Below are 16,394 nucleotides of genomic sequence, written 5' to 3' on the forward strand. Positions count from 1 at the left end.
CGGCTTTCCGAAGAAAACAGCGCATGAACGACTCCGTATTTACCCATAGCCAAGAGCAATTGCAGCAACTAGCCCGTGATGTGTTGTCTTTTGCGCGGGACGCCGGCGGCACGGACGCCGCCGTCGAAGTCAGCGAAGGCGGCGGGCTTTCCGTTTCTGTACGAAAAGGCAAGATCGAGACGATCGAGCAAAACAAGGACAAGGGCATGGGCGTGACCGTGTTTGTCGGCAAGAAACGCGGCAACGCCAGCACGTCCGACTTTTCCCCTGCCGCCCTGCGCGCCACGGTGGACGCGGCCTACAACATCGCCCGCTTTACGGCCGAGGACGATTGCGCGGGCCTGGCCGACGCGGACATGCTGGAAATGGCGCCCCGCGACTTGCAACTGTTCTATCCCTGGCTGATTTCCGCCGAGGAAGCCGTCGCACTGGCCCAGCGGGCCGAAGCGGCCGCCTTCGCCGTCGACCCGCGCATTACGAACAGCGAGGGCGCCAGCGTGCACGTGCAGCAATCGCACTTTGTTTCCGCCAATTCGCGCGGTTTCATCGGCGGCTACCCKTTTTCCCGCCACACCCTGTCGGTGGCGCCCATCGCCGGCAAGGGCGCCAAGATGCAGCGCGACGACTGGTATTCCTCCGTGCGCGACGCCTCAAAAATGTCGAGTCCGGAAGCCATCGGCCGCTATGCCGCCGAGCGCGCCCTGTCGCGCCTGAACGCGCGCAAGCTGGGCACGCGCACTTGTCCCGTGCTGTTCGAGGCGCCGCTGGCGGCCGGCTTGCTGGGGACCTACGTGCAGGCGACCTCGGGCGGCGCCCTGTACCGCCAATCCACTTTCCTGCTGGACTCGCTCGGCACGCAAGTGCTGCCGTCGCACGTACAGATCTTCGAAGACCCGCACGTGATCGGCGGCGTCGGTTCCGCGCCGTTCGACGAGGAGGGCGTGAAAACCGTCAGCCGCGACGTCGTCAAGGATGGCGTGGTGCAAGGTTACTTCCTGTCGACCTATACCGCCCGCAAACTGGGCATGCAGACGACGGGCAACGCGGGCGGCTCGCACAATTTGTACCTGACGTCCAGCCAGACGGCGGCCACCGACGATTTTGTTGCCATGCTGAAAAAGCTGGGCACGGGCTTGCTGGTGACGGAACTGATGGGGCAGGGCACCAATTACGTGACGGGCGATTATTCGCGCGGCGCGTCAGGTTTCTGGGTGGAAAATGGCGTGATCCAGTATCCGGTGGAGGAAATCACCATCGCCGGCAACATGAAGGATATGCTGCGCAACATCGTTGCCGTGGGCGCCGACGTGCTGCGCCGGGGCACCAAGCAGACCGGTTCCATCCTCATCGAGCGCATGGTGGTGGCCGGCGGCTGAGGCCTGCCTGTGCGCAGCACATTTGCCAGCGACAAGCGGCTTCAAGTGACGCGGCCATGGTGACTCGATACCGCCCCTGTCACCGGTAACGGTGCCAGGGGAAGTGCTGCGTTAACTTCTTACAGTGTTTTGACGTTGACGCAGGTCCACGAAATATTCGCAGCATCCCAGGTCGCTTTCCAGTTAATCGCCGTCTGATCCCTGCATGCTTGCTGTGATGCAAATTTGGTATCCTGGTAGCGCTGGTAAATATAGCCGTCCAGCGGACGCCATACTGCGCCATACCAATAGTTGTTGGCATCGATGACGGTACCCAGCTGTTCGATCGGTTTGTTCAAGGCCGTGTTCTTGTAATCGATCGCGACACTGCCATCGGGGTTGATGAGTCTAACCCACGCGGAATGATTCTGCGTACCCGCCGCATCGACTGGAATGCACATTCTCGTCCTGGCCGTGGACAAACTGCCAGGCATCGTCAGGCAGAAATAGGGATTTGGCGAACCTGCGGCGACTGACCATTCCGCGTCGGCGGTCGCCGTGCCGCTAGGATCGCAGTAATTCGCGTATTTCCCTGCCTTGAAACCTTCGGTATACGTGGACGTTTGAATTCCCGAAAAATACGTCCCGGATGCATTGCTGAGCGTGGGCAACTCATTGCGGCCCGTGACGGACATGCATGCCTTGTAGCCGGCATCGGCGTAGCCGATGGCCATGCCGATAGGCTGCATATTCGCGTCCAGATGCAGTTTCCAGGTATTGCGGTATTGCAGCTTGCCGCTGGCATTGCTACGCAGCAGTGAAATGACTTTGACGGATGCCGCTTGTTGCGACACGCCATTGGTAACGAATGGGGCTGGCTGTCCCAACTCCTGGCTGATGATGAGCGTCGCGGTGCCAAGACTGCCATCATTGGATGCCAGATTCGAAATGGTCAGGTCGCTGCCCAGGAATTTCTTTAATGCATCTGCGGCATTGATGGATGTCAGCACCGGTGCCGGTGGAACCACCGGTTTGAGATCCGGACTGCCGCCATTCCCGCCGCTGCCACCGTCGCCACCGCCGCCGCCGCATGCGGCGAGCAAGCTGACGAGAGCGCACAATATGGTGTGTTTCTTCATCTTTAAACCTAATCTAGCGACAAGAATGCGTGTCGTTACGCCGCCGCATTATAGGGAGTGTTGATTGTAGGAAATCTATCGAATTGTCTCACCGCACTCTTACTTTCCTCTCTCAATGCGGCGCCAATTGCTCGATGCGCAGGAATGAAAACATGGTTGTCTGGAGAGTGAAGACATGCCGGCTGCATGGCTGCAACGGCGAGCAAACGGTGCGCACTTCCGCTGCATCCTCGCGCCGGAGCCGCAGTGGAGGGCATGTGCGGCGTTTTTCAGGCAGTGATCAGCACGTCATACGGCGGAAACAATCGCTTCGTATGATGGCGCCATCTGACGTTATTTGCGTGATTTAGATGTTTTTAATGTAAGTAGGCCGAACTTCGTGATATTTCATGCAAGATGCGAGTCTTGCAGCAGCACGTCGTTGTTTGATCGATCACTGCATAGAGACTTTCCCATGACCTGTTCCCGTACCCGCATCGCCCGCGCTGCGGCCCTGTTGTGCGCCATGCACGCCGTGTTTGCCGGCCAGGCGCAAGCCGCGTCCGCTGTCCCGGTGTCCGCCAGCGACTCCCTTGATGTACCGCAAGCCGTGATTGTCACCGGCACGCGCGGCAGCAACCGCACCCAGTTCGACACCATGGCGCCCGTCGATGTGTTCAACCGCGAGGATATCGGCGCCGTCGAGTCGTCGGACTTGAACGATGTGCTGGCGCAACTCGTGCCCTCGTACGTGGTGCAGCGCCTGCCAATGGCCGATGGGCAAGTCTTCGTGCGCCCGGCCACCCTGCGCGGCCTGTCGCCGGACCAGACTTTGGTATTGATCAATGGCAAGCGCTTCCACCGCAGCGCCTTGCTGGGCGCGCGCGGCGCGCAGGCGCCCGACCTGGCGCAGATTCCCGTATCCGCCATCAAGCGCATCGAAGTGCTGCGCGACGGCGCTTCGGCCCAGTACGGTTCCGACGCGATTGCCGGCGTGATCAACATCATCCTCGACGACACGGTCGGCACGGAGCTTTCCTTGCACCATTCGCAATATTCGGAAGGCGACGGCAAGGGTAACGAACTCAATCTGAAGACGGGCTTTGCGTTTGGCGAGACAGGCAAGGCGACGATTTTCGGCGCGCTGGCCAAGTCCGACCCCACGTCGCGCACGCGCCAGCGGGCCGACGCCATCGCCTTCCAGAACGCCCATCCGGCACTGAAGGTGCCCAATCCCGTGCAGCGCTGGGGCCAGCCTGAACTCGACAGCAAACGCCTCGGCTTCAATGCCGGCATGGCCCTGTCCGACACGCTGGAACTGTACGGTTTCGGCCTGTTCAGCCGCAGCGACGGCAGCTCGGATTTTAATTGGAGAAATCCCGACACCAGCACGGGTGCGTATAAAACCAGCAGCCTGTTCCCCGGCTGGGACTTGCGCAGCCTGTATCCGCTCGGTTTCAGCCCCAGCTATTCGAACGAGCAGGACGACCTGCAAGTGGTGGCAGGCCTGCGCGGCCGCTTCAGCGACCGCTTCGGCTGGGACGTAAGCGCTTCCTACGGCCGCAGCCGCATCGATTACCACCTGGCCAATTCCATCAACGCCTCCATGGGGCCGGCCAGCCCGACGGCGTTCTACCTGGGACAGTTGTCGCAGGCGGAAAAGATTCTCAACGCCAACTTCAACTATGAATTGCCCGTGGCGTCGCTGCCGCAGCCGGTCAATATCGCCTTTGGCGCGGAAGCGCGCAATGAAACGTATGGCGTGAAGGCGGGCGATGCGGCCTCCTGGACGGTGGGGCAGGGCGCGGCCATCGGCCTGGACGCGAACGCCAACGGCGCGCCCGGCTTCAGCGATCGCCAGGCGGGCAGCTGGGGCCAGGACAGCTATGCGGCTTACCTGGACGTGGAAGTGCCCGTGACGAAGGCGTTGCGCCTGGGCGGGGCGGCCCGTTATGAACATTTCTCGGAGTTCGGCAGCACCGTCAACGGCAAGTTGTCGGCCCGCTATGCCCTGAGCGAGAGCCTGGCCCTGCGCGGCTCGTATTCGACGGGTTTCCGTGCGCCAACGCCGGGCCAGTCGAACACCAACAGCACGAATCAGGGCCTCGACACCAAGACCTTGCTGCTGTTTACCAGCGGCCGCCTGGCCAACAGCGATCCGCTGGCCATCCTGCTCGGCGCGCAGGCGCTGAAGCCGGAAAAATCGAAAAACCTGTCGCTGGGCTTGACGTGGAAGACGCCGGCCGGTTTTTCCGGTTCCGTCGACGTGTACGACATCAAGGTCAGCGACCGCTTCAGCACCTCCGCTGCGTTTGCCGTGCCGGCCGGCGTGGCCAATCCGCTGCGCTACACCTCCGTCAGCTATTTCACGAACGACTTCGACACCACCACGCGCGGCATCGATATCGTCGGCAGCCACCTGAGCCGCGTCGGCGACGGCGACGGCAAGCTGAACCTCACCCTGGCCTACAACTACAACACGACGAAGGTCGATGGCGGCAAGTCCAGCCTGGTGACCAATCCGGCCCAGCGCCAGGTCTTCGAAGAGCGCCTGCCGCGCCAGAAGGCCACCCTCAGCGCAATTTACGATACCGGCCGCTGGAATGCGCTGGCCCGCGTGCGCTACTACGGGGCATGGACGGACAATTCGGGCAATGCCACGGGCGATATCTTCCAGCGCTTCGGCGCCATGCAGTTTCTCGACCTGGCGGCCAGCTACAAGATTGACGACAAGCAATCCGTGCGTGTGGGCGTCGACAATGTGCTCGATAGCTATCCCGATGAAGCGACGTTCCAGGCCAGCCGCGGTTTGATTTATTCGCGCAATGCGCCATACGACACGGATGGCCGCAATCTGTATGTAGAATACAAAATTAAATTCTAAGGGGGAACTTTTTTGAAAATGAATCCTCAACGCCGCGCGCTGCTGTGCGCCGGTCCGCTGGCGGCGGCCCTGCCGTTTGCCGCCGGCGGCGCGGCTGCCGCGCCGCCGGCCGCCGCCCTGCCAGCCTTGCCCAAAGTTGCGGCCGGCACTACGCCGGAGATGCTGGCCACCGACCAGGCGTACTGGAAAGCGGTCGCCGCGCAATACGATACGACCGATGCGGTGGTACAACTGGACAACGCCTTCTGGGGTTCCATGGCCAGGCCCGTGCTGGCCCATTACGAGCAACAATTGAACATGGTCAACCGCGACAACGCCTGGTATGCGCGCATGCGCTTTCCCGCGGATTTCGAGGCGGCCCGCGCGGCGGCCGCCAAGGCGCTGGGCGTGGGCGTCGATGAAATCGTCCTCACGCGGGGCGCCACGGAAGCGCTGCAAATATTGATCGCCGGCTACAACCGCCTGCGGCCGGGCGACACGGTGCTGTATGCGGATATCGATTACGACAATATGATCACCGTCACGCGCTGGCTGGAGCAGCGGCGCGGCGCCCGGGTGGTCTCCATTGCCATCCCGGAACCGTTTACGCATGACAATGTGGTGGCCGCCTATGTTGCCGCCATGGAACGCCAGCCGAAGCTGAAACTGATGCTGCTCACGCATGTGAATCACCGCAACGGCATGGTCTTGCCCGTGGCCGAGATCAGCCGCCTGGCGCGCGAACGGGGTATCGACGTGATTGTTGATACAGCGCATGGTTTTGGCCAGCTGGACATGACCATCCCCGATTTGCAGGCGGACTTTGCCGGCATCAACCTGCATAAATGGATAGGCGCGCCCGTGGGCGTGGGCGCCGCCTACATCAAGCGGGGCCGGGTGGCCGATATCGACCCTTACATGGGAGACGCTGCGGGGGACGATATCCGCACGCGCGTGCATACGGGCACGGTGAATTTCGCCGCCTACCTGAGCTTGCCGACGGCGCTGGACTTGCATGCGCACATAGGCGTGGCCAACAAGCAGGCGCGGCTGCGGCTGCTGCGCAACCGCTGGGTGGAAGCGGCACGCGGCATCGAAGGCATCGAGGTGCTGGCGTCGGCCGATCCGCGCTTGACGAGCGCCATCGCCTCGTTCCGCCTGAAAGGCAAGACGAGCGCGGCTGACAACTTTGCCTTGTCAAAAAAGTTGGTGCAGGAGCACGGCATCTTTGCCGTGCCGCGCGATGGCCTGGCGTCGGGCGCCTGCCTGCGCGTGACGCCGGGCATCTTTACGCCAGAGGCGCACCTGGACCAGCTGGTCGATGCTTTGCGCAAGGTGGCCAAGGGCTGAGGCTGGCTCTGCAAGCGCTGCTTCAGTATTGTTCCCATTCGGCGTCGGCGGCCACGGCCAGGGCGCCCGCCTTGTCTGCATTCCTGGCGGGTGCGGCGGTGGCCGTGACGCGCGGTACGGCGGCAGGCTTGGCTGGCGCGCGTGCCGGGGCGCGGATGGCCTGCACCTGCGCCGCTGGCAGCGCCTGCGTGCCGTCGAGCTTGAAGACGCTGACGGCTTCGGCCAGGCTGCCTGCCTGGCCCTGCAGGGCTTCGGAGGCGGCCGCCGCTTCTTCCACGAGGGCGGCATTTTGTTGCGTTACGGCATCCATTTCCGTGATGGCCTGGTTGATCTGCTCGATGCCCGCTTCCTGTTCGTTGCTGGCGGAGGTGATCTCGGCCATGATGTCCGTAACGCGGCGCACGCTGCTGACGATCTCTTCCATGGTGCTGCCCGCCTGATGCACGAGGGTGCTGCCGAGACCGACCTGCTGCACGGAATCGTCGATGAGGATCTTGATTTCCTTGGCGGCCGCGGCGGAGCGGTGCGCCAGGTTGCGCACTTCCGTGGCGACGACGGCAAAGCCGCGGCCCTGCTCGCCGGCCCTGGCCGCTTCCACGGCCGCATTCAGGGCCAGGATGTTGGTCTGGAAGGCGATGCCGTCGATGACGCTGATAATGTCGACGATTTTCTTCGACGAGGCATTGATGGAATCCATGGTCGAGATCACTTCCGCCACCACCTGGCCGCCCTTGCTGGCCACGCTGGAGGCCGATTGGGCCATTTGATTGGCCTGGCGCGCGTTTTCGCCATTCTGCTTGACGGTCGACGTCAGTTCTTCCATCGACGAGGCCGTTTCCTCAAGCGAACTGGCTTGCTGCTCCGTGCGCGAGGACAGGTCCATATTGCCGGAGGCGATTTCGCGCGAGCCGTGCGCGATGGCGTCCGTGCCGTGCCGCACGCGGGCCACGATGCCTTGCAAATTGTCGTTCATGGCCTTCAGGGCCTGCAGCAGCAAGCCGGTTTCATCGCTGCCGCGCGCGTCGATGCTGCCCGACAGGTCGCCCGAGGCCACGCGCTGCGCCACTTTGACGGCTTCGGCCAGGGGGCGGCTGATGGAGCGGCTGATCAGGATGGCCAGGGCAATGGCGATGAACGTCGCGGCAATGGACAGGGACAGGGTCAGGATGATGGCCATGCGCCCGTCGGCGAGCGCCTGCTTGCCTTCGGCGGCCATCAGCCCTTCCTGGAAGCTGGCCATGGCTGCCAGTGCTGTCAGGAATTTTTCTTGCGGATAGCGCAGCTGTGTCAGCAGGAAGATGCCCGCCGTCTCTGATTTTCCTTCTTGCAACAGTTTGATGTTCGCATCGCGCGTCTTGCTGTACGTTTCGCGGCTGTTCATCACGGCCTGGAACAGTTCCTGGCCCTTGGGCGTGTTGACCAGGGTTTTCAGGCGCGCCAGCAATTCCACGTTCTTTTTCCGCGACGCCTCCAGTTTTCCTATGGCGCTACTGACTTCGTCTGCATCGTTGGCGCCGATGATGGCGTTGCTCAGCAGACGGGCCTGGATATTGATTTCGGACTGGATCGTATTGGACAGCATGACCTTGACATAGCGGTCATTGAGGATTTTTTCCGTCGATGCGTTGATGTTGCGAATGCGGCTTACGGAAACAAATGCCACAATGGCAAGCAAGGCAATGATCAGCCCGAAACTGCAGGCCAGGCGCGTACTGATTTTGAGCTTAGACATAGGTCATCCATCCTGGGCGAAAAGCGGAAAGCGTGCGCTCGGCGCCGTCCCGGCCTTGGCCGGCCATGCGGGCAGGCGGCGTCGATGACGGTGCTGATGCGGTCAGTTTGCGTTACAGAGAGCTGGCGCGGCAGGGATAGGGCCGTGATGCCATGGCCGAGGCCATGGATGCGTATTTCCTTTGGCCGGAAAGTCGTGGCGACTGGCCCGGCGGTGTATTCTTGCGGGGCAGCGCAGCGTGGCGCGGCCCGAATCTGTCGTCAAGTGTAGGACGATAATTTCTGGCGGGCAAGATGTTCGCGAAAAAAAGCGCTGCTTCAACAACGCTTGCCGTGCAGGCATAAAAAATGCCCCGGCGTGCGGGGCATGGGATCAGGCAGGCCGTGTCGGCCCAGGTACTCAGGCGCGCAAGGTGGACAGGATAGGCTGCAGCACGGCCGCGCCCAGGGCGGCGCTGCGGGCGCCGCTCCAGCCCGTTTGCGGGTCGGGATCGTTGGCATTGTCCTTGAACGGCAGTTCCAGGGTCAGCGACAGGCAGCCGAAGGCATGGGTGATGTGGGGCGAGCCCATGGTCAGCACTTCCGGCGTGAACGGGCCGTCTTCATAGCCGTGCTCATCCTGGAAGTCGGGGCTGGCCACCTTGAAGTCGGCGATGAAGCGTTCCTGCTCCGCCTTTTGTTCAGCAGTGAAGGTTTCCAGCGCATCGCTGCCGGCCACGAAGACGTAGGGCAAGCCTTCGTCGCCATGCACGTCGAGGAACAGGTCGCAGCCGATTTCATGCATTTTCTGTTTCACCAGGAATACTTCCGGGCTGCGCTCCATGGTCGGCGTCATCCATTCGCGGTTCAGGTTGGCGCCGGCCGCGTTGGTGCGCAGGTTGCCGTGCACGGAACCGTCCGGGTTCATGTTCGGCACCACGTAGAAGACGGCGTCCTGCAGGCACTGGCGGGCAAACGGATTGGCCTGGTCCAGCAGCGCTTCGAGCATGCCTTCGACAAACCACTCGGCCATCGTTTCACCGGGATGCTGGCGCGCGATGACCCAGACTTTTTTCTCGGCATCGGCGTCGCCGACGACCAGCAGATTCATGTCGCGGCCTTCTACCGTGCTGCCCAGGTCGATCAGGCGCACCAGCGGCGACGCTTGCGCGCTGTCGATCAGGGCCAGGTGGCGGTCCCATGGGTACGGTTCGAAATAGGCGTAGTAGACGCTTTCTTCCTCGGGGGTGTGTGCTATGGTCATCACCGTGCCGTCAAAGCTGGTCGGCACGCGGAACCAGGTTTCGCGGTCGTAGCTGGCCACGGCCTGGTAATCTTTCCAGCCGTCCGGGTAGGCCGACTTGCCGGCATTCATGAAGCGGATCGTGCACGCCTCGCCTTGCGCGCCTTGCAGGCGGAAGTAAAACCACTGCGTGATGTCGGCGTGGGAATCCTTGCGGATGTTCAGCTCGATGGACTGGGCATCGTCGGCGCGCAGCACCTCGATCGCGCCGGCGTCGAATTGCTGGCTGATTTTAATGGTCATGAGTGTTCCTGATAAAAACGTATGGGTTTTGCATCGTGTGCAATGGCGCGATGATACCCGTTTTAGCCACGCCTTTGTGCTGGCGCAAACGAGGCGGGACATGCTTTGCTAACGTGGAAGCTCGGACACGGGGAGAGCATCATGGACGACCATAGCAACCACATACGCGAACTGGAAAAGAAAATCAGCGCCCTCAGCGACGCACTGGCGCACCTGGGCAAGGGCACGACCTTGCAGGAATTGCTGCGTATTATACGTTTCCCCGGCTACACCACGCCGGCCGAGTTCACCTTCAACGTCGCCATCCTCGACACCATGCTGGTGCAGGCCAATGCGCTGGAAAAGCTGGGGCAGGATTTGCTGGCGGGGGCCAAGCAGGTGGTGGCAAAACAGTGAGCAGGCGGTGACTTGCAACACCTAGTAAAACCGTAGCGAGCGGAAGGGAGTTGTGGTTGAGAAGCGCAACTGTACGAAGGTACAGTGAGCATCGCAGGCCGCAAATACCGACGCGCAGTAGGTTTTGATAGGTGTTCTTATTCCTGAACACGTGAAAAATAGCCAGGGCAAGGCGCAGGGCCGCAGGCAGTACGAACGTACGCCCAGGCCCTGCAACGCCGCCATGGACGTTTAATCAGGTGTTCAGTCCGCCAAAACGTTCAAAAAACCACGGCTCCACGTCCGGTGCCTGTTCATCCTCGCGCCGCAGGGTGGCCAGGATATGTTCTTCCGCGGCCGCATACGTGATGCGGTACAGGGCGCGCGCCAGTGCATAGGCCTGCGTGCCGGGCCATGGTTCGGGCAGCAGTTCGACGGGCAGTTGCGGGTCGTGCAACTGCACGCGGCGGTAGGCGTGCGTCAGCAGCGAACGGATGACGAACGCTTGTTCCGCGTCAAATACGGGTTCCTGTTGGAGCAAGGTCAGCAGGGGCTGGAAGCTGGCGATGAATTTTGCATAGCCGGCCATCACTTCCGACAAGTCCCAGCAGTCGCCCACCATGTCGCGCAGGGGACGCGTGCTGACACCGGGCAACTCTGTTGTGTGGCAGACATACAGCTTGCCCTGCACCTCGTTGCGCACGAGGATATCTTCCAGCGCCTCCGTATTGCTGGCCGGATGGCCAAAGATGCCGGGCGAGATCAAGCCATAGCCGGCCCACAATAATTCCTTGCGCAGTGCGCCCCGTTCGGCCGCGCCGATGCTGCCGGCCGGACCGATCACCAGGGTCCAGCTGCCGTCCCAGTGCACCACCAGCGGCGCATAGATGCGGCGGTAGGCGCGTTCGAAGCGGGCCAGCGCCTCCGGGCGTATTGCATAGGCGCTGCGGCGGCCGTCGCGTTGCGAGCTGAGCCAGCCTTCCTGTGCCAGGCGGAACACGCTGGTGCGCAATAGCCGGTCATTGACGCCGAACGGCGCCAGCAGTTCGATCAGGCTGCCCAGCCAGATGGCGCCGCCGCGCGGCACGATGGCGTCGCCAAAGATGGTCATCACCAGGGACTTCGAGCGCGGTGGGTCGCTTTCCAGGAAATCGGCTATCCATGCCGTGCAGCGGGTGTTCTTCATGTGGTTCCGGTCTGGCCGTGTTGCGGTCGATTCAATAAAAGCAGCAGTTTACTTGGCTGCGCGGGTAGCGCGGCAATAATTTGCCGGGACGCTGGTGGCGTCCCCTGGGTGTTTTCTCATAAGCAATATCATACGCACAAAAAAGCTGCACAAGATACGAATTTTTAAAATGACTCACATCAAGTGTATGCAAATCGTTTTTTGTATCGTATTATCTGTTCATCGCACCGCGTTGCTGCGCAAAATCAAAGACATGGGAGACACATCATGTACGCACAAATGGTTGAAACCGGCCTCAAGAACGTCCGTTCCATCGACGAGATGGGATCGGAAGAGCGCGCTTTCCAGGCGCGCATCGACGAAGGCATCAAGATCGAGGCCAAGGACTGGATGCCGGACGCCTACCGCAAGACCCTGATCCGTCAGATTTCGCAGCACGCGCACTCGGAAATCGTCGGCCAATTGCCTGAAGGTAACTGGGTCACGCGCGCGCCGACCCTGAAACGCAAATCGATCCTGCTGGCGAAGATCCAGGACGAGGCGGGCCACGGCCTCTACCTGTACAGCGCCGCGGAAACCCTGGGCGTGTCGCGCGACGACTTGCTGGCCGCGTTGCACTCGGGCAAAGCCAAGTATTCCAGCATCTTTAACTATCCCACCCTGTCGTGGGCCGACATGGGCGCCATCGGCTGGCTGGTCGACGGCTCGGCCATCATCAACCAGATTCCCCTGTGCCGCTGCTCGTATGGTCCGTATGCGCGCGCCATGATCCGCGTCTGCAAGGAAGAATCGTTCCATGCGCGCCAGGGGTACGACATCATGATGTCGCTGTGCAAGGGCACGCCAGCACAGAAAGCCATGGCGCAGGATGCGCTGAACCGCTGGTGGTGGCCGTCCTTGATGATGTTCGGCCCGTCGGACGCCGCCTCCGTCAACAGCGCCCAGTCGGCGCAATGGCGCATCAAGCTGTTCTCGAACGATGAATTGCGCCAGCGCATGGTCGACCAGACCGTGCCGCAAATCGAATACCTGGGCCTGACCGTGCCCGATCCCGACCTGAAGTTCAATGCGGAAACGGGCCACTATGAATTCGGCGAAATCGACTGGTCCGAGTTCAACAATGTCCTGAAGGGCAATGGCCCGTGCAACCGCGAACGCCTGCAAACGCGCGTGAAAGCGTACGAGGATGGTGAGTGGTTCCGCGATGCACTGGTTGCCTACGCCGACAAGCAAGCCGCTAACAAAGCGGTAGCCTGAATATAAATACGACTAGAGGGGATAGCAACATGAGCAAAGAATGGCCATTGTGGGAAGTTTTCATCCGCAGCCAGCACGGCCTGGCGCACAAGCATGTGGGCAGCCTGCACGCCTCCGACGCCGCCATGGCGGTCAACCATGCGCGCGACGTCTACACGCGCCGCAATGAAGGCGTGAGCATCTGGGTGGTGCGCGCGGCCGACATCGTCGCCAGCAGCCCCGGCGACAAGGGCGCCCTGTTCGAACCGTCGAACAGCAAGGTGTACCGCCACCCCACCTTCTTCCCGATGCCGGAAGAAGTCAAGAACCTGTGATGGGAGCGCCTGCAATGGATGACAAGGTTAACTACTTGCTGCGCCTGGGCGACAACGCCCTGATCCTCAGCCAGCAGCTGTCGCAGCTGTGCGGCAAGGGGCCCGCGCTGGAAGAGGACATGGCGCTGAGCAACGTGTCGCTGGACTTGCTGGGCCAGACGCGCTTGTGGTTCAGCTATGCGGCCGAACTGGAAAACGCGGGCCGCGACGAGGACGACATCGCCTTCTTGCGCGACGCCCACGACTTCAAGAATTGCCTGCTGGTCGAGCAGCCGAACGGCAATTACGCCGACACCATGATGCGCCAGTTCTTCTTCGACAGCTGGCACTACTTCCAGCTGCTGGAACTGACGAAATCGACGGATGCGCGCATCGTCGAAGTGGCGCAAAAGTCGATCAAGGAAGTGACGTATCACCTGCGCCGCAGCGGCGACCTCATCGTGCGCCTCGGCGACGGCACGGCGGACAGCCACGCGAAAACGCAGGCGGCCGCAGACAAGCTGTGGATGTACACGGGCGAGATGTTCAGGTACGACGCCGTCGACCAGGCCATGGTCGCCGCCGGCATCGCGCCGCCATCGGACGTGCTGCGCCGGGCCTTCCTCGAACACGTGGCCGAGATCTTCGCCGAAGCGACGCTTGTCATGCCGGCGCCCGACGCGTGGATGCAAAAGGGCGGCAAGCAGGGCACGCACACGGAGCACCTGGGTTTTATTCTGGCCGAGATGCAGTTCCTGCAGCGCGCCTATCCCGGGGCGGAGTGGTAATGAACCCGCCCGTGGCAGCGCTGGACGCGGCCCAGGTATGGGCCTGGCTGGGCGACGTGCCCGACCCGGAAATCCCCGTCATTTCGGTGGTGGACCTGGGCATCGTGCGCGCCGTCGAAGTCACGGATGTCGATGCGTGCATCGTGACGATCACGCCCACGTATTCGGGCTGTCCGGCCATGCAGGTGATCGCCGACGCCGTCACCGATGCCTTGCGCAGCCATGGCGTGGCCAGGGTGACCCTGGTGAACCAGCTGGCGCCCGCCTGGACCACGGACTGGATGAGCGAGGCGGGCAAGGCCAAGCTGCAAGGCTATGGCATCGCCCCGCCGCAGCAGCAGGTGATCGACATCAGCGGCTTGCGTGGTGGAGTCAAGCGCCAGGCCATGCCGAAACTGGACGTCATTTGCCCGAACTGCGGCTCGACGCATACGCAGCTGACCAGCCAGTTCGGCTCCACGCCGTGCAAGGCCCTGTACAAATGCCTGGCTTGCCGCGAACCGTTTGACTACTTCAAGTGCCACTAAAAAAATCAGGCACACGTTCCGAAGAAACTGGAGATGAAGCATGAGTAAATTTTATCCGCTGTGCGTAGCGAGCGTGCGTAACGAAACGCGCGACACCATCGCCGTCACGTTCGACGTGCCGGAAGAATTGCAGCAGCAGTTCCGCTTCCAGCAGGGCCAGCACCTGACCCTGCGCGCCCATATCAATGCGGAAGACGTGCGCCGTTCGTATTCCATCTGTTCGGCAGTGCAGGACGGCACCCTGCGTGTGGCCATCAAGCGCACGCCAGGCGGCGCCTTTTCCACCTGGGCCAACGACACCCTGAAAGCCGGCGCCACCATCGAGGTGATGCCGCCCATGGGCCACTTCAACGTGCCGCTCGACTGCCTCAACCGCAAGCACTACCTGGCCTTTGCGGCCGGCAGCGGCATCACGCCCATACTCTCCATCATCAAGACGACCCTGCTGACGGAACCGCTGAGCCGTTTTACCCTGTTCTACGGCAACCGCGCCTCGTCGTCCGTCATCTTCAAGGAAGAATTGACGGATTTGAAGGATGTGTACCTGGAGCGCCTGAACCTCGTCTACGTGATGAGCCGCGAGCAGCAGGACATCGAACTGTTCAACGGCCGCATCACGCAGGAAAAATGCGAGCAGTTCCTGCAGCACTGGATCAAAGTCGAAGACTACGACAACGCCTTCATCTGCGGCCCGGAAGACATGATGCTGGGCGTGTCCGCCGCCCTGCAGGCGGCCGGCATGCCGAAGCAGAATATCAAGATCGAACTGTTCGCCGCCAGCATCCCGAAAAACGCCCACAAGCCGCGCGCCCAGCTGGCCGCGGATGCCGTGAAGGAAACGGAAGTGACCGTCGTCATGGATGGCAACCACACTACCTTCACGATGGACAAGGACAAGGAATCCATCCTTGACGCCGGCCTGCGCGCCGGGCTGGACATGCGCTACTCGTGCAAGGGCGGCGTATGCTCGACCTGCCGCTGCAAGATCCTCGACGGCAAGGTCGAGATGGACGTCAACTACGCGCTGGAAGACTATGAAGTGGCGCGCGGTTTCGTCCTCAGCTGCCAGAGTTTTCCGCTGACCGACAAGGTCGTCGTCGACTTCGATCAGGCAGAATAAAGCCGGGGTCAGTTCCTGCGGAATCGTAATTCGCCCCATTGGGGCGAATTACCCCGTCGGGTCTAACCTCAGATTTCCGCTGCGGGCCAATAACTAAAATAGCGAGACACGCCATGACCTACCAAAACATCCTCTTCACCATCGAGCAGGGCATTGCGACGCTCACCCTGAACCGTCCCGACAAGCTCAATAGCTTTACGCAAGCCATGCACGAGGAAGTGCGCGACGCGATTGCGAAAGTCAATGCCGACAGCTCCGTGCGTGTCTTCGTGCTGACGGGCGCGGGCCGCGGCTTTTGCGCGGGCCAGGATTTGTCCGACCGCGCCGTGGAACCGGGCTCGAAGGGCGTGGACCTGGGCGAGTCCGTGGAAAAAAACTACGCGCCGCTGGTGCTGGCCTTGAAGGCCCTGCCTATGCCCGTGATTTGCGCCGTCAACGGCGTGGCCGCCGGCGCGGGCGCCAACCTGGCGCTGGCCTGCGACATCGTCATCGCCGGCAAGTCGGCCAGTTTCGTCGAAGTGTTCTGCAAGCTGGGCCTGATCCCGGACACGGGCGGCACCTTCTTCCTGCCTCGCCTGATCGGTTCGGCGCGCGCCATGGGCCTGGCCATGCTCGGTGAAAAACTCACGGCGGAAAAGGCCGAGGACTGGGGCCTGATCTGGAAATGCGTGGACGACGCGCAGCTGGCGGAAGAGACGCGCAAGCTGGCCGTGCACTTTTCCACGGCGCCGACCAAGGGCCTGGCGTACACCAAGCAGGCGCTGGCTCTCAGTGGCGCCAATACTCTGCCGCAGCAGCTTGCGCTGGAAGCGCGCATGATGAGCGAACTCGGTAACAGCGACGATTACCGCGAAGGCGTGGCCGCCTTCATGGAAAAGCGCGCGCCGCAATTCAAGGGACACTGAT

14 protein-coding genes are annotated in these 16,394 nt (G+C 61.9%); 10 read left to right on the forward strand and 4 right to left on the reverse strand.

Annotated elements, in window-relative coordinates:
- Positions 1–23 precede the first annotated feature (23 nt).
- Positions 24–1,376, forward strand: coding sequence for a metalloprotease PmbA (gene pmbA / locus CBW50_RS00315; RefSeq protein WP_086143657.1), 1,353 nt, complete (start codon positions 24–26; stop codon positions 1,374–1,376).
- 119 nt (positions 1,377–1,495) lie between these two features.
- Here pmbA and CBW50_RS00320 read toward each other — a convergent pair whose 3' ends face one another.
- The gene (locus CBW50_RS00320; protein ID WP_139842363.1) at positions 1,496–2,494 is read right to left on the reverse strand and encodes a hypothetical protein; all 999 of its coding nucleotides are present in this window, start codon (positions 2,492–2,494) and stop codon (positions 1,496–1,498) included.
- A 454-nt stretch (positions 2,495–2,948) separates the two neighbouring features.
- Here CBW50_RS00320 and CBW50_RS00325 point away from each other — a divergent pair, with 454 nt between their 5' ends.
- Together CBW50_RS00325 and CBW50_RS00330 are read left to right on the forward strand one after the other, a co-directional pair.
- On the forward strand, positions 2,949–5,357 hold the full coding sequence (locus tag CBW50_RS00325) for a TonB-dependent siderophore receptor (protein ID WP_086143659.1): 2,409 nt from the start codon (positions 2,949–2,951) through the stop codon (positions 5,355–5,357).
- An 18-nt stretch (positions 5,358–5,375) separates the two neighbouring features.
- Positions 5,376–6,686 carry an aminotransferase class V-fold PLP-dependent enzyme gene (locus CBW50_RS00330; protein WP_086143660.1) on the forward strand — a complete coding sequence of 437 codons (1,311 nt, stop codon included), beginning with the start codon at positions 5,376–5,378 and terminating at the stop codon, positions 6,684–6,686.
- 22 nt (positions 6,687–6,708) lie between these two features.
- Here the strand turns inward: CBW50_RS00330 and CBW50_RS00335 are convergent, their stop codons facing one another.
- Positions 6,709–8,418, reverse strand: a complete 1,710-nt coding sequence (locus CBW50_RS00335) for a methyl-accepting chemotaxis protein (RefSeq protein ID WP_086143661.1) — start codon at positions 8,416–8,418, stop codon at positions 6,709–6,711.
- 399 nt (positions 8,419–8,817) lie between these two features.
- On the reverse strand, positions 8,818–9,942 hold the full coding sequence (locus tag CBW50_RS00340) for a M14-type cytosolic carboxypeptidase (RefSeq protein WP_086143662.1): 1,125 nt from the start codon (positions 9,940–9,942) through the stop codon (positions 8,818–8,820).
- 141 nt (positions 9,943–10,083) lie between these two features.
- On the opposite strand from CBW50_RS00340, the gene CBW50_RS00345 reads away from it, so the two are divergent.
- Positions 10,084–10,338: a hypothetical protein gene (locus CBW50_RS00345; protein WP_070224236.1), complete on the forward strand. Its 255-nt coding sequence runs from the start codon at positions 10,084–10,086 to the stop codon at positions 10,336–10,338.
- 235 nt (positions 10,339–10,573) lie between these two features.
- Here the strand turns inward: CBW50_RS00345 and paaX are convergent, their stop codons facing one another.
- On the reverse strand, positions 10,574–11,503 hold the full coding sequence (gene paaX / locus CBW50_RS00350) for a phenylacetic acid degradation operon negative regulatory protein PaaX (RefSeq protein ID WP_086143663.1): 930 nt from the start codon (positions 11,501–11,503) through the stop codon (positions 10,574–10,576).
- A 267-nt stretch (positions 11,504–11,770) separates the two neighbouring features.
- On the opposite strand from paaX, the gene paaA reads away from it, so the two are divergent.
- From paaA to paaG, 6 genes are all read left to right on the forward strand, one after another.
- The gene (gene paaA, locus CBW50_RS00355) at positions 11,771–12,760 is read left to right on the forward strand and encodes a 1,2-phenylacetyl-CoA epoxidase subunit PaaA (protein WP_086143664.1); all 990 of its coding nucleotides are present in this window, start codon (positions 11,771–11,773) and stop codon (positions 12,758–12,760) included.
- 29 nt (positions 12,761–12,789) lie between these two features.
- The gene (gene paaB / locus CBW50_RS00360) at positions 12,790–13,074 is read left to right on the forward strand and encodes a 1,2-phenylacetyl-CoA epoxidase subunit PaaB (protein ID WP_070224239.1); all 285 of its coding nucleotides are present in this window, start codon (positions 12,790–12,792) and stop codon (positions 13,072–13,074) included.
- Complete coding sequence (gene paaC / locus CBW50_RS00365; RefSeq protein ID WP_264296468.1) at positions 13,074–13,841, forward strand: 1,2-phenylacetyl-CoA epoxidase subunit PaaC; 768 nt, start codon at positions 13,074–13,076, stop codon at positions 13,839–13,841. Before paaB ends, paaC begins: the two co-directional genes overlap by 1 nt.
- Positions 13,841–14,368, forward strand: coding sequence for a 1,2-phenylacetyl-CoA epoxidase subunit PaaD (paaD, locus tag CBW50_RS00370; protein WP_086143666.1), 528 nt, complete (start codon positions 13,841–13,843; stop codon positions 14,366–14,368). Before paaC ends, paaD begins: the two co-directional genes overlap by 1 nt.
- Before the next feature lie 40 nt (positions 14,369–14,408).
- Positions 14,409–15,488 (forward strand): 1,2-phenylacetyl-CoA epoxidase subunit PaaE, encoded by a 1,080-nt coding sequence (gene paaE, locus CBW50_RS00375; RefSeq protein ID WP_086143667.1) that lies wholly within the window; start codon positions 14,409–14,411, stop codon positions 15,486–15,488.
- 113 nt (positions 15,489–15,601) lie between these two features.
- Positions 15,602–16,393 (forward strand): 2-(1,2-epoxy-1,2-dihydrophenyl)acetyl-CoA isomerase PaaG, encoded by a 792-nt coding sequence (gene paaG / locus CBW50_RS00380; protein ID WP_086143668.1) that lies wholly within the window; start codon positions 15,602–15,604, stop codon positions 16,391–16,393.
- The last annotated feature ends 1 nt before the right edge of the window (position 16,394 follow it).

The sequence above is a fragment of the Janthinobacterium sp. GW458P genome, from assembly GCF_002127585.1.
GTDB lineage: Bacteria > Pseudomonadota > Gammaproteobacteria > Burkholderiales > Burkholderiaceae_D > Janthinobacterium.